Genomic DNA, 14,086 nt, shown 5'->3' on the forward strand with positions numbered 1-14,086 from the left:
AAGACTTAGACGGCTGATGGTACTGCATGGGCGACTGTGTGGGAGAGTAAGTGGTTGCCAGGTTAGTAAGGATCTTTAGCTCAGTTGGTTAGAGCAACCGGCTCATAACCGGTAGGTCCGGGGTTCGAGTCCCTGAAGGTCCACCATATTTGGGGGTATAGCTCAGTTGGGAGAGCACCTGCCTTGCACGCAGGGGGTCAAGAGTTCGAATCTCTTTATCTCCACCAAATTGAACCATGAACATTTAGTTCATGGTTTTTTTGTTTTGCCAAAATATTTCGCATGTAATATAACACTTTTGACTTATTTAGACATTTTGTGAGAACTATATGGATTTACTTGAATATAATATTATGAAACATACAAAAAGTAGGCTTTGTTTAAGAATATTGTTGAAATTAAGTTGTATGGTAAAATCATATTAATTATTTGCTTCAGTTCATAAAAGCATTTGATGACTGACGACTAAATTTCAATATGGTACTTTAGCAGAAAAAATAAAATTGTTACCCTCCAGTATATATACATTAGTATTAAAAGCAAGGTCTTTAGTATAGGTACTTACAGAGACAGGAGGATAAAGTTATGAGTTGGATCTATTTATTTGTGATAGCCTTTATTAACAGTATTGATAATATAGGAATAGGTGTTGCATATAGTGTAGGTAGAATAAAGATTGGTATTAAGAAAAATATAATTATATCATTTTTAGCCTTTTTTGTTTCCTATTTAGCTGCTTTTTTAGGAGATATACTATCTAGTTTTTTAAGTGATACTGTTTGTTCAATTGTAAGTATGGCAATATTAATCTTTATGGGAATTAAGATGATATACAAATCATTCAAAGGTAAAGATAGCAGTGATATAGAAATTAATTCTATAAATTATAAGGAGGCAATATCAATTGGAATAGTGCTAGCACTTGATGATGTTGGCAGTTCTATAAGTTCAAGTTTGATAGGACATTCATCTTTTATGATTGCATTTCCATACTTCATAATAAGTATGATTATCTTCATACTATCTGATTATGGAACAAAGTTTTTTAGTAAGCTTAAAATTGGTAGGAAGGCTACCATAGTATCTGGAGCGATAATGATATTAATGGGATTGCTTCAATTAATAGAATAAATTAATCATATCTAAATGTTTGGTTACGCATAGAATTACGAAATAGATATAGATAAAATAGCTAAAACCATTGTTTTAGCTATTTTTGTTTAACTAATATTTTTGAGTTATATAGTCTTATAAAATGACTTATGGATTTAATATCAAAACATGTACATTATTGTAATAATTATGATAACATTTTCTATAGGCAAGCCTATAGAATATATATATAATATTTAAAGAAAGGTAATTAAGAGGAATTACGATAGTATGAAGAATAATAAAATAAAGAAGATATTTATTGGATTTTGCATTTTTTTTATATGTAATAGTATAGTAGGTATTATTTATTCAGTACCTATGGTGTATTATGGACCTTTTGGTAATATTAGAGACATGTTAGTAACTTCTGCAATGAGAACACTTAGTCATCAATATATAGCTACATGGTTCTTAAGTAAAGATGAAATAGATAAAATAATCAATAAGAGTAAAATAGATAATAGTGAAAAGTCTGAGATTGCAGATATATCTATAGCTGTATCTGCACAAACAGATTCTGTTGTAAATACTGATGAAACCAAGTCAAGAACAGAAGGTGTTGAGGTTGTAAATATAGATGAGAGCAGATATAAGGGATATTTGTTAATTGTTAAAGATCCTAATCGCATAGAACTTGGGGTTACTAGTAATTTAAATAAGTTTGGTTTAAAGTTGGATGATATGGCTAAAGAGAATGGTGCGATAGGTGGTATAAATGCTGGAGGCTTCGAAGATAAAGATGGACAAGGAAATGGGGGGACTCCTACTAGCATAGTTGTAAAGGATGGAAATATATTATTTAAAACTCAGAGTGATAGCTATTCAATTGTTGGATTTAATAAGCAAGGAGTTTTGGTTATAGGAAATTACTCCTTAGAGGAAATAAGTAAGTTAAATTTAAAGGCGGCAGTTTCTTTTGAACCATTCTTGATAGTAAATGGTAAAACCACAATAAAATCTGGTAATGGTGGTTGGGGGATGTCTCCTAGAACTGTTATTGGTCAAAGAAAAGATGGTACAGTATTAATGCTTGTAACAGAAGGTAGGAAATTGACTGAACCTGGAGCTACATTAAAGGATGTACAAGATATTATGCTTAAGTATCAAGCTTACAATGCTGCTAATTTAGATGGAGGATCTTCATCTACCATATATTGGGATGGTAAAATTTTAAATGATCCTTCAAGTTCTGATGGTGTTAGATTTATACCTACTGCATTCTTAATTAAGTAGAAAGAGGTAAATAAATTAATGAAAAAAAGAGTTATTACAATTTCAGTTTACGTACTGATAGCTATAATTTTACAAACATCTATATTGGCATTTATAAATTATAGATATCTGGCTGGATTCAGCGATGAGGATAAAACTGTTCAGGCTAAGAAGGTAGAGATTCCAGTAAAACCTGTGGAAAAGAAGAACATAATTGAAGAAAAAGCAGAAGATATTAAAGCTTCGGATAGTAATAAATATGTTTCATATATAAAAGATAATCAATTAAAGTATATTGATTTAGAAAAGAAGGAGCTAAAGGTAGTATCTGATTCAAAGCCTACTATCTATAAATGGCTATACGATGATAAAATATTATTTATAAATAATACAGCTCAAACGTCTAATTATGATATATACATATATGATTTAGCGACAGGAGAAAAGAAGTTAGTAACAACTTTAAAATTAAAAAACGAAAGTGAGAAAATTGATAGTATAGTCAACTCCACTTTTAAGAATTTAGTTTTTATTCATGTTAAAAGTTCTGGTAAGAGTGAAATACTAAAGCTAAATGTAGCACAAGGTATATTGGAGGATGTAAATATTCAATGTAAGAGTATAGAAAGCTTATCTGTAATACCTCATGAGGACAAGCTTATGTACAAAGGTGAAAATGTAAGTAGACTTTATATAAGCTATATAAATAAAAGCATACTATTTAGAGATAATGGGCAGCAAGTGTTATTAGGGGTTGATGATTCTGATAAGGTATTTGTAGGAATACAGCAAGGTGAGTTCATAAAAAGTGTATATTATGGGCTTATAAATGAGGGAATAGATACTTGGACAAAAGTACAAATTAAAAGCGATGTGAAGAAGGATGATATTATTATAACTAGAGATGGAAAGATACTTGAGAATAATAAAGCAGATAAAGTTATTAAATCTGTTGTAGGAGATAAGGAGATTAGATACAAAGGAGCTTATTTATCTATGAATAAGTCTGATGTTTTATCTATTCTTGATAATGAAGTTATTATTAATAGTATTCCATAAGGTTATGCTGAGATATATAAGAAGTAAGTAATAAAGATTGCGTACTTCTCCATTCATTAAATATATAAATTTAAGGACATAAAACCCGTATAGCACAATAATAAAAAAATAAGTGTCTACTATGAAGGCTATAGTAGTTCTTTATTAAGATAAAAGTCATGCATAAAAAGTAGGATATTCTCTTTTTTGCATGACTTTTATTTTTATAAATATATAGATACTTGAATTGTAATAGGGCATAGCTATTTTATCATCAGAAAGTTATTTTAATATATAAAAAAATTAAAGAAGATAATAAGTGAAAAGGTTATCTTTGTAAAAAACATATTGACTCTTAAATATAACAGGAGTAGAATATATTTTGCATAAGAAATGTTTCGATGCGAAATATTTCTATAAAAAACATTTGTATGCGAAATTTATATAGAAGGTGATAATTTAATGGAAGAAACGAATAGTGGAGTAATCGTAATTAGGAAGCTTAAAGATATTGGAAAGTTAATGAAAAAGAATACCGGCAATAATTTTGAAGCAATGGGGCTTACGCATTCTCAAGGAATGCTTATTGGCGTTTTGTGCCATTCTGGCGAGATGAAGGTAAGTGATTTAAGCGAAAAATTAGGGCTATCTAATAGCACGGTTTCTGGAATAATAGATAGATTAGAGAAGCAAGGATTGGTAGAAAGAAAAAGAAGCAAGGATGATAAAAGAATTGTTAATGTAGCTGTTACAGAAGAGTTCTTAAAAAACTTTAGAGACAATTTTGAGCAACTGGAAAGAAGATTCGAACAGATGGTGAGTGATGCTACTGAAGAAGAAATTAATACTATATTAAAGGGATTAGAGACTCTGATTAAAGTGATGAAATATAATCCATAATAACTAATAAGGACTTGTATCGCTAAGCTATAAATATTTAGCTAGTTGGAGAAAATAAATTTTATTAAATATAAATTACATATAAAAAATAATTTACTATATTACGGAGAAGGAGTGAATGCTTAGATGGTTAAATTAGCTAAATATGCAAAGCCATTTATTTTACCATTAATAGTTGCAATAGCATTATTATTTGTACAGGCAATGACTGATTTGGCTCTGCCAGATTATATGTCAAATATCGTAAACAAAGGTATACAACAGAATGGTATTGAAAATGCGGTGCCAAATGCAATAACACAAAGTAAGATGAACAAGTTAACGTTGTTCATGAATGAAAATGATAAGAAAGAGGTAATGGATAACTACACTTTGATTAATAAGGATAGCTCAGATTATGATAAGTATGCTAAAGACTATCCTAAATTAGAAAAGGAATCAATATATGTATTAAAAGATATCAATAAGTCAGAGATTGAAGATTTGAATCCTATACTAGGTAAGGCATTTCTAACTGTTTCTGGTATAGATAAGATGAAGAGTGAAGCAAAGAATGGAAAAGTAAACTTTAATGGTCAAGAGATTCCTGCAAACACTGATCTTTTTGCTTTACTTGGAAAGCTTCCAGAAGAGCAACGTACCAAAGTAAGTGAGCAGGCAAACAAAAAGTTTGAAGAATTAGGCGATAATATGATTGTTCAGGCGGCTGTAGCTCCTATAAAGGATGAATATAAAGCATTAGGGGTAAATACTGATAAACTTCAAAGTAGCTATATAAAAAGAACTGGCGTCACAATGTTAGGAATCTCCCTGATTGGAGCAGTTTGTACTATTCTTGTTGGCTTTTTAGGAGCAAGGATCGCAGCAGGCCTTTCAAGAAATTTACGTAGAGATGTATTTACCAAGGTTGAAAGTTTCTCTAATACAGAGTTTGATAAGTTCTCAACAGCTTCACTTATAACAAGAACTACTAATGATATTACACAGATACAAATGGTTATAAACATGAGTGTGAGAATGGTATTTTATGCTCCAATAATGGGTGTAGGTGGTATACTTAGGGCATTGCAAAAGAGCCATTCGATGTCATGGATTATAGCTGTAGCCGTTATAGCTTTATTAGGTTTAATCCTTATTGTATTTTCTATAGCATTGCCAAAGTTTAAAGCAATACAAAAACTAATAGATAGACTTAATCTAGTTACAAGAGAAAATCTTTCAGGAATGATGGTAATAAGGGCATTCAGTACTCAAAGATTTGAAGAACAACGTTTTGACAAAGCTAATAAGGATTTAACTGGAACAAACCTTTTTGTAAATCGTGTTATGGTATCTATGATGCCTATAATGATGCTTATTATGAATGGTATAACTTTATTAATTGTATGGGTTGGAGCACATCAAGTAGCTGAGTCGTCAATGCAGGTTGGTGATATGATGGCCTTTATGCAATATGCTATGCAAATAATATTTTCATTCTTGATGTTATCCATGATGTTCATATTGATACCAAGAGCATCAGTTGCGGCTGATCGTGTAGCTGAGGTCTTAACAGTTCAACCTGTAATAGTTGATAAAAAGGATTCTAAGCATTTTGAAGAACAGATTCAAGGAACTATTGAATTCAAAAATGTATCCTTTAGATATCCTGGTGCAGAAGAAGACGTAATTAAAAATTTAAACTTTAAAGCACTACCTGGACAAACAACAGCAATAATAGGTTCCACTGGTGCAGGTAAAACAACGCTTATTAATCTTGTTCCACGTTTTTATGATGTTACTGATGGTCAAATACTTATAGATGGAGTAGACATAAGAGAAGTTCCTCAAAAAGAGCTTCGTGATAAAATTGGATATGTACCTCAAAAAGGTGCACTATTTAGTGGTACTATAGAATCAAATTTAAAGTATGCCGATGAAAACTCATCAGAAGAAAATATAAGAAGAGCTGCAGAAATTGCTCAAGCATTTGAGTTTATAGATGATAAGCCAGAGGGATTTGAAACTCCTATATCTCAAGGTGGTACAAATGTATCTGGTGGACAGAAACAGAGACTTTCTATTGCAAGAGCACTTGTTAAAAGACCAGAAATTTATATATTTGATGATAGCTTCTCAGCACTTGATTTCAAGACAGATTCAGCTCTTAGAAGAGCGCTTAAGAAGAATACTGGTTCAAGTACAGTACTATTGGTGGCACAACGTATATCAACTATCATGAATGCTGAACAAATAATAGTTCTTGATGAAGGGAAGATTGTTGGAGTTGGTACGCATAAAGAACTTATAAAGAGTTGTGAGACCTACCAAGAAATAGCTTCATCACAGCTTTCAAAGGAGGAATTAGCATGAGTGAGCATAATAAAAGACCAAGTGGAAATAAAAGAGGTCCTGGAGGTCCAGGTGGTCCAATGATGCATGGTGGAGAGAAGGCACGTGATTTTAAGGGAACAATGGGAAAGCTAGTTAAGTATTTAAGTGAGTTTAAGTTATCAATACTGATTGTAATGATATTTGCAATAGCTAGCACTATATTTACTATAGTTGGTCCTAAGATATTGGGTAAAGCAACAACAAAGCTATTTGAGGGAATCATGGCTAAGATGACAGGTTCCGGAAGTGTAGATTTTAATTATATTGGCAATATTATAATTACCCTTGCAGCACTGTATGTTATAAGTGCGTTATTTAGTTATATACAAGGATGGGTAATGTCTGGGGTTACTATGAAGGTGACATACAGATTAAGAAGAGATATTTCTGAAAAAATCAATCGCATACCTTTGAAGTATTTTGATGGTACTAACCATGGGGAAGTTTTATCTCGTGTTACTAATGATGTCGATACTATAAGTCAGACATTAAATCAGAGTTTGACGCAAATAATTACATCTGTAACTAGCGTAATTGGTGTGCTAGCAATGATGTTTAGTATAAATTGGCTTATGACCCTTGTAGCATTATGTATAATACCAGTATCTATGATATTTATAATGATAATAGTTAAAAACTCTCAAAAGTATTTTAAAGAGCAACAAGACTATTTAGGTCATGTTAATGGACATATAGAAGAGATGTATGGTGGCCATTTGGTTATGAAAGCTTTTAATGGTGAGGATAGAAGTGTAGAAAAGTTCCAAGGATTAAATGATACACTCTACAAATCTGCCTGGAAGTCACAATTTTTATCAGGACTTATGATGCCTATAATGGGATTTGTAGGTAACCTGGGGTATGTTGCAATTTCAATATTAGGTGGATATCTTGCTGCTAAGAAGACAATATCTGTTGGAGATATTCAAGCTTTTATCCAATATGTTCGTTCATTTACTCAACCTATAACTCAGCTTGCTAATATTTCCAATATACTTCAACAGACCGCGGCTTCTTCAGAAAGAGTTTTTGAGTTCTTAGAAGTTGAAGAAGAGGTAGCAGAAGTAGAAAATCCAGTTAAACTTGAAAAGGTTAATGGAAGAGTTGATTTTAATCATGTTCACTTTGGATACAATGCAGATAAGACTATAATTAATGACTTCTCAGCTTCAGTAAAACCTGGTCAAAAAGTTGCTATAGTTGGACCAACAGGTGCAGGTAAAACTACTATGATTAAGCTTCTTATGAGATTTTATGATGTTAATGAAGGAGCAATATTAGTTGATGGTCATGATATAAGGAACTTTACTCGTGGTGATCTAAGAGGCATGTTTGGTATGGTTCTACAAGATACTTGGCTTTACAATACATCTATAATGGAAAATATAAGATATGGAAGATTAGATGCTACTGATGAAGAAGTTATAGCTGCAGCAAAAGCTGCCCATGTAGATAGCTTCGTTCACACATTGCCTGATGGATATAATATGGTACTAAATGAAGAAGCCTCTAATATATCTCAAGGTCAGAAACAGCTTCTTACTATTGCTAGAGCAATACTTGCTGATCCTAGCATATTAATACTAGATGAAGCAACAAGTTCTGTAGATACCCGTACAGAAGTGCAAATTCAAAAAGCTATGAATAACCTTATGAAGAATAGAACCAGTTTCATAATAGCTCATCGTTTATCAACAATTCGTGATGCTGATTTAATTTTAGTCATGAATCATGGGGATATAGTTGAGCAAGGTAGTCATGAACAACTTCTTGCAAAGGGCGGTTTCTACGCTAATCTTTATAATAGCCAATTTGAAAGTCAGCAGATTAGCTAATATAAAAATAAAACTTAATTCTTCAGCTGGAATATGTACACATGAATTATGATATTAGGTATATAAAAAAAGTAACTATTTTTGCTGCTAAGTTTTTCACATATTAATTTAAAAAATCAGATACACAAAAAGATTCACTGAAGAATTTAGCTCCAGTGAATCTTTTTTCTATTAATACTAATTAGATTGTTTTTGCAACTTGTCCAGCAAAAGCTAGAGACACAACTATTGTCAGTACAATTATTATTGCTGAGAATATTAGAGTAGCCTGGCAGTAAGTTTTCTTGCTTTTATTAACATTAGTTCCGAATCCCCAAACAAATAATAAGACTAGATTCACTATTGGAATAGCTAATAAAATCATAGTTACTACCCAGTTACCTAGTGTCATTGGTTGTGAGTTCTTGTCAAACATCATTTCGTCTTTAGAATAAAAATTGTTTTCCATTATGTATTTTATAACTCCTTTTTATTAAAAAATATGTGTATTAATTCTATAATTGTAATATTTTTTTCTTCAAAATACAATATTAAAAAAATGGTAACAGATATATTAGTTGGATAAGTTATTGACCAATATGAATACTTTAACAGTAATAAAGCTTAAAGCCTGTTAGTATAGGCTGTATTATTGACTTGAAGATAAAGATGATTAATAATGATAATATACAATTAATGGGGAAAGATATATAAAGGGGATAATTTAATGGATATAAATATAAGACAAGCTTCCTTAGAGGATTGTGAAGAGCTATATAATATAAGGCAAATGCCAAAGGTTATGGAAAATATTTTATCATATCAAAATGAGCCTAAGGATGGTATAAAGAATAAGTTTTTAAATAAAGGACAGGACCTTTGGATAGTTGCAGAGGCTGAAGATAAGGTAGTTGGGCTTATAATTTTAGGAGTTCACAAGAATCCTAGAAAAAGCCATGTTGGTTATCTAACTATTATAGTTAATAGTAACTATCATGGTATGGGGATAGGTTCCAAACTAATGTCTACTGTCATGGATATAGCAGACAATAATCTTAAGCTAAAGAGACTAGAGTTATCAGTATTTATCGAAAACGAACGTGCCATTAATTTATATAAAAAGTTTGGCTTCGATATAGAGGGCATAGCTAAGATGACTGCACTGAGAAATGGCGTTTATTGTGACGAATATAATATGGCGAGACTTCTTTTGGATTAAATGTATTTAATTAAAATAATTCCATAATTAATTGCTAAACTATAGTAGTAATAGTTGTTTTTTGTTGACTAGAAACAGAAAATGAAATTAAAAATTTATAAAGTGTAATAAAGAACAAGTATATCAGAAATCACTAAATATTAGATATTTAGTGATTTTTTCGTTGCTATAGCTATGTTTTTAATACAGAATGTTAGTATCAGGTATTAGATTGTTTAAATGTACATTAGTGATAAACTTTGTTATTTGGCATTTTTGTTGTCCATACTGAAAGTAAAAATATATTAATAATTTTGTAATTTTATAGAATAGTATACGTTTTATAAATTGAAGATCTTCAATTTAGATAAATGGAGGAAGCTATGGATTTTGAAAACATTAACTATATAGCTGAATTAAAGCAAAAGAACGAAAAGGCAATGGATATAGTAATAAATAAATATAGTAAGTTATTATATAAGGTTATCTACTCTGTATTAGGACAATACAAGGATGAAGGACAAATGGAGGAGTGCTTAAGTGACGTGTTTTTATCCATATGGAATAATTCACACAAATTTTTAGGGGATGAGAGCAGATTTAAAAGTTGGATTTGTGTTATTGCAAAATATAAGGCTATTGATTATAGTCGAAAGAAGCTAAAGTTTGAAAATATGCACAATATTGCTGATATAGACTTAATTGTCAAAGGTAGTGTGGAAGAAGAGGTTCTAGTTAAGGAATATAAGGATAAGTTATTCGAATTAATAGATACGATGAAAGAACCAGACCGAAGTATATTTGTAAAAAAGTACTTTTTAGGGTATTCAGCTGAAAAAATATCAAAGGATCTTGGTATTACCAAGAGTAATGTAAATACTCACCTAAGCAGAGGTAGGAAAGCACTAAAGGAGAAATTAAATTTTATTTTAGGGGAGGTAATATAAATGAAAGACATGTATGACTTATTCGGTGATATAGAGATTGATATAGATGAATATGAGAATAGTAATATAGAGGTTCCTAAAGGTCTAGAAAGGAGAATGCGTCATAATTTTAAGAAGAATGTTAGTACTGAAAAAAGCAAGTTTTATAATATAAAGAGGTTTGGTAAAGTAGCTGTGTTTGCACTTGCATTAATCTCTTTTGGGACTATAACTAGCACTGTATTTGCAAAAGGTATACCTATAGTTGGAAGTTTTATAAGCTATCTACAAAATAGATCTACAATAAGCAATGAGGAATATAGCAAATATGCAAATAATATGACTTTAAGTTCCATAGATAAGAAAATAAACGTGCAATTAGATTCTGTTTTATATGATGGTAGCTATTTGTACTTAGCCTATAAGGTTCAAGGAGAGAACAGAGAGAGTCTAGTGAATAATGAAAATGACATTAATATAAAACAACTAGCGATTAATAATGTAAATATTGAATTAGATAAGGAAGTTTTTAAGTCCCAGGGAATCAAAAATACGTATAAGACATATGATACAGAAATAGGTTATGACTTTAATAATGCAGATAATAATACAATAGTTACAAGAGTAGATATAAAAAATACTAGGATAGCAGACACTTCAAATATACATCTATCAATAGACAAGATTGGAAAGGTCAGTGGTAATTGGGAGTTTAAATTTCAAGTGAATAAAAGTGAATTAGTAGATAGAACAAAGCGATACGAGAATTTAGGACAATTGAATGTTAATGATAAGGTGAAGTTTGATCTTAATGCAATTACATTTTCTCCCCTCGGAACAACAATAGAAAATACTATATTAGCTCCTAAAGACAGCTTTCAAAAGTTTATTGATGGCAAGTTTACCAATCTTGGCTTTAGCTATGTATTTATTACTGACAAAGGAGAAGAAATTTTTAGTCTAGGGGAAAGAGTTCAGAGTTTATATAATGACAAAGATGCATTAGTAAAAAGATATAGCAGATTCACTTCTTTAAAAGAAGTTCCGAAATCACTTACTATAGTACCTGTTATACAAAAAAAAGAACAACTGAATATAGGGTTTGAAAGCTATAAGTATATTAAGTTAAAGGATATAAAGAAAGGGCAGTATATATCTCAAGGCAAAGATTGTGGTGTGACTATAAATGATATTTATAAAAATGGTAGAAATACTATAGTTAGCATAAAATTTGATGGACTCGACATATATCGTAGAAGTAATATGTTTTTAGTTAAAGATATGGAAAAGTACAAAAGATATAATAGTATGGTTGAAGGAAAAGATAAGGACAAGATGTACTTGGATAGCGTTTTAGAGACGATAGAACATCAGCATAATGTAGATATCACAAGACATTACTCTAAAGAAGGAAATGAATATACCTTTGAAAATGCTAATGATGAATATTACCTAGCAACTCCTCAGTATGATGGCCTTTATAGGCTAGATATGAAAAATGCAAAAACTATTAATTTCGTCAATTAATAATTATATATTTCCTTGGAAATGAAGAGAAGTCTACTATTATTGTCATATGAAATTAATTTATAGTGAATTATGGTTTATTAATAGAAAATGTTTGAAAAGGTAAAAGACTATAATATAAGAGCCATGCATATAGGGAAAATGATTTCCTAACTATGCGTGGCTTTTTAATAATATTTATGATGCAAGTTATTATAGAAGTTTACTATAATTATGGAGTCCTATCCAGTATTATGCTAATTAGAATTTTACAGACGGAACCTTCTCTGCTCCTGCAGCAGCTTTAAAGTATTGTTTATCCTGATACTTGTTACCAAAGAACATATTTACAAAAAACGTCTTTTTATAGCTGTTAAAGTCTTGAACAGAATCATTATAATCTTTTCTTGATACAGCTATTCGGTTTTCTGTACCAGCTAACTCATCTTGTAGTCTTAAGTAATTTTCATTTGCCTTAAGGTTAGGATAGTTTTCTACTATAACATTAAGACCTCTCAGAGCAGTGGTGATCTGCGCGTCAGCATTAGCTCTATCTTGAACAGAAGCTGAATTTGCAAGTCTGCTTCTAGCGTCAGCTAGATCTTTAAAAACTTGTTCCTCATGTTTTGTATATCCTTTAACTGTTTCTACCAGATTAGGAATCAAGTCATTTCTTCTTTGAAGCTGATTGTCTATTTGGCTAAGTTTAGAATTAACATTTTGATCTTTAGCAACTAATTTGTTATAGGTACCTACATATGTACCAATTAATATAGAAATAATTAAAGCTAAAACAACTAATATAGATAAAAGTACTTTTTTATTCATTAACTAATTAACCTCCAAACATATTTTTTACCAACCACCTGATGAACCTCCGCCACCTGAGTCACCTCCGCCAAAGCTATCTGAACCTCCAGAACCTCCACCGAAACCGCTATCATTAAAGCCTCCGCCACCATAGAAGTATCCACCTCCGCCTCTTCCACCTCGTCCTCTCAATTTAGAGAAGAATACTAATAAAAACACAATCACAATTATGGTTTTTAATATACTCTCACCATTGCTAGAAGAAAGGTTTGATGAACCATTGTTATTTGTAGAATCATCAGCAATTTTATCAGGAACGCCTTTAGTATAATTAGTGGTATCTATATTATATTCTTGTCCAATGTCTCCTATTATTCTTTTATAGGTGGTAGCTATTCCTTTGTCATATTCATTGGACTTAAAATAACTAGACATTTCTCTCAGATAAGAGCCTGTTTTTCCATCTGGTAAAATTCCCTCTAAACCATAACCTACCTCAATTCTAAACTTTCTATCATTTTTTGATATTAATATTAGTACACCATTATTCTTTTCTTTATTTCCTATACCCCATTTTCTAAAAAGATTATTTGCATATTCCTCAATAGTGTTTCCGTTTAAAGAATCGATTGTGACTACAGCCACTTCAGCAGTAGTTTTATTTCGTATTTCATCAGAAGTTGATAGAATATAATTTTTTGTCTCCTTAGAAAACATCTTGGCATAGTCCTGAAAAAATATTTCTGATGTAGGTTTGGGTGGTATGCTTCCTGGAGAGACTCCAGATATTAATGTTGATAAAAGTAGTAGTACAAAGATAATTTTATAATATCCTTTCATAAAACGCTCCTTTTATGTTTGTTTAATACCATTGCATGGACCCTAATAAATTACTTTAAAATAATTTATTATAGATAATATTATCTTAAATACTTTGATAATTATATATTATGTATAAATGTAAGAAGTTATAAGTCCATGGTTATAATAAAATTATAATAAGCAACTATTATTAAATAATAGTTGACAATGAATAATGATTATTGATATCATATGTACATAAAATACTTTGATAATCAAAATATTATTTTTTAGAAACTGCTATACATCTACGTTTTGATGTAACGAGAGTATAAATTTATGCTCTGCTCTAA

General features: G+C 30.7%; 12 protein-coding genes and 2 tRNA genes. 11 read left to right on the forward strand and 3 right to left on the reverse strand.

Features of this window, described 5'->3' with window-relative positions; all coding sequences use genetic code 11:
• Nucleotides 1-69: 69 nt before the first annotated feature.
• From GXK57_RS21090 to GXK57_RS21125, 8 genes are all read left to right on the forward strand, one after another.
• Nucleotides 70-146: transfer RNA gene (locus GXK57_RS21090), tRNA-Ile, on the forward strand.
• A gap of 5 nt (nucleotides 147-151) precedes the next feature.
• A tRNA-Ala gene (locus GXK57_RS21095) sits at nucleotides 152-227 on the forward strand.
• Between the two features lie 358 nt (nucleotides 228-585).
• On the forward strand, nucleotides 586-1,131 hold the full coding sequence (locus GXK57_RS21100; protein WP_160680004.1) for a manganese efflux pump: 546 nt from the start codon (nucleotides 586-588) through the stop codon (nucleotides 1,129-1,131).
• Nucleotides 1,132-1,383: 252 nt separating this feature from the next.
• Complete coding sequence (locus GXK57_RS21105; protein ID WP_160680005.1) at nucleotides 1,384-2,388, forward strand: phosphodiester glycosidase family protein; 1,005 nt, start codon at nucleotides 1,384-1,386, stop codon at nucleotides 2,386-2,388.
• A gap of 18 nt (nucleotides 2,389-2,406) precedes the next feature.
• A complete protein-coding gene (locus GXK57_RS21110) occupies nucleotides 2,407-3,426 on the forward strand; it encodes a hypothetical protein (RefSeq protein WP_160680006.1) in 1,020 nt (339 codons plus the stop codon).
• Between the two features lie 441 nt (nucleotides 3,427-3,867).
• Complete coding sequence (locus GXK57_RS21115; RefSeq protein WP_160680007.1) at nucleotides 3,868-4,305, forward strand: MarR family transcriptional regulator; 438 nt, start codon at nucleotides 3,868-3,870, stop codon at nucleotides 4,303-4,305.
• A gap of 126 nt (nucleotides 4,306-4,431) precedes the next feature.
• A complete protein-coding gene (locus tag GXK57_RS21120; protein WP_160680008.1) occupies nucleotides 4,432-6,657 on the forward strand; it encodes an ABC transporter ATP-binding protein in 2,226 nt (741 codons plus the stop codon).
• Nucleotides 6,654-8,513 (forward strand): ABC transporter ATP-binding protein, encoded by a 1,860-nt coding sequence (locus GXK57_RS21125; RefSeq protein ID WP_160680009.1) that lies wholly within the window; start codon nucleotides 6,654-6,656, stop codon nucleotides 8,511-8,513. The genes GXK57_RS21120 and GXK57_RS21125 overlap by 4 nt, the downstream gene beginning before the upstream one ends.
• Before the next feature lie 181 nt (nucleotides 8,514-8,694).
• On the opposite strand, the gene GXK57_RS21130 is transcribed toward GXK57_RS21125, so the two are convergent.
• Nucleotides 8,695-8,961, reverse strand: a complete 267-nt coding sequence (locus tag GXK57_RS21130) for a hypothetical protein (protein ID WP_243156485.1) — start codon at nucleotides 8,959-8,961, stop codon at nucleotides 8,695-8,697.
• Nucleotides 8,962-9,219: 258 nt separating this feature from the next.
• Here GXK57_RS21130 and GXK57_RS21135 point away from each other — a divergent pair, with 258 nt between their 5' ends.
• From GXK57_RS21135 to GXK57_RS21145, 3 genes are all read left to right on the forward strand, one after another.
• Nucleotides 9,220-9,711, forward strand: coding sequence for a GNAT family N-acetyltransferase (locus GXK57_RS21135; RefSeq protein ID WP_160680010.1), 492 nt, complete (start codon nucleotides 9,220-9,222; stop codon nucleotides 9,709-9,711).
• Between the two features lie 362 nt (nucleotides 9,712-10,073).
• The gene (locus tag GXK57_RS21140; protein WP_160680011.1) at nucleotides 10,074-10,637 is read left to right on the forward strand and encodes a sigma-70 family RNA polymerase sigma factor; all 564 of its coding nucleotides are present in this window, start codon (nucleotides 10,074-10,076) and stop codon (nucleotides 10,635-10,637) included.
• Nucleotides 10,638-12,143, forward strand: a complete 1,506-nt coding sequence (locus GXK57_RS21145; RefSeq protein ID WP_160680012.1) for a DUF4179 domain-containing protein — start codon at nucleotides 10,638-10,640, stop codon at nucleotides 12,141-12,143. It begins immediately after the preceding gene.
• 240 nt (nucleotides 12,144-12,383) lie between these two features.
• Here GXK57_RS21145 and GXK57_RS21150 read toward each other — a convergent pair whose 3' ends face one another.
• Both GXK57_RS21150 and GXK57_RS21155 read right to left on the reverse strand, forming a co-directional pair.
• Nucleotides 12,384-12,950, reverse strand: coding sequence for a LemA family protein (locus GXK57_RS21150; RefSeq protein ID WP_160680013.1), 567 nt, complete (start codon nucleotides 12,948-12,950; stop codon nucleotides 12,384-12,386).
• A gap of 27 nt (nucleotides 12,951-12,977) precedes the next feature.
• On the reverse strand, nucleotides 12,978-13,772 hold the full coding sequence (locus tag GXK57_RS21155; protein ID WP_160680014.1) for a TPM domain-containing protein: 795 nt from the start codon (nucleotides 13,770-13,772) through the stop codon (nucleotides 12,978-12,980).
• Nucleotides 13,773-14,086 lie beyond the last annotated feature (314 nt).

This window comes from Clostridium sp. C8-1-8 (assembly GCF_009928445.1).
Taxonomy (GTDB): domain Bacteria; phylum Bacillota; class Clostridia; order Clostridiales; family Clostridiaceae; genus Clostridium_AR.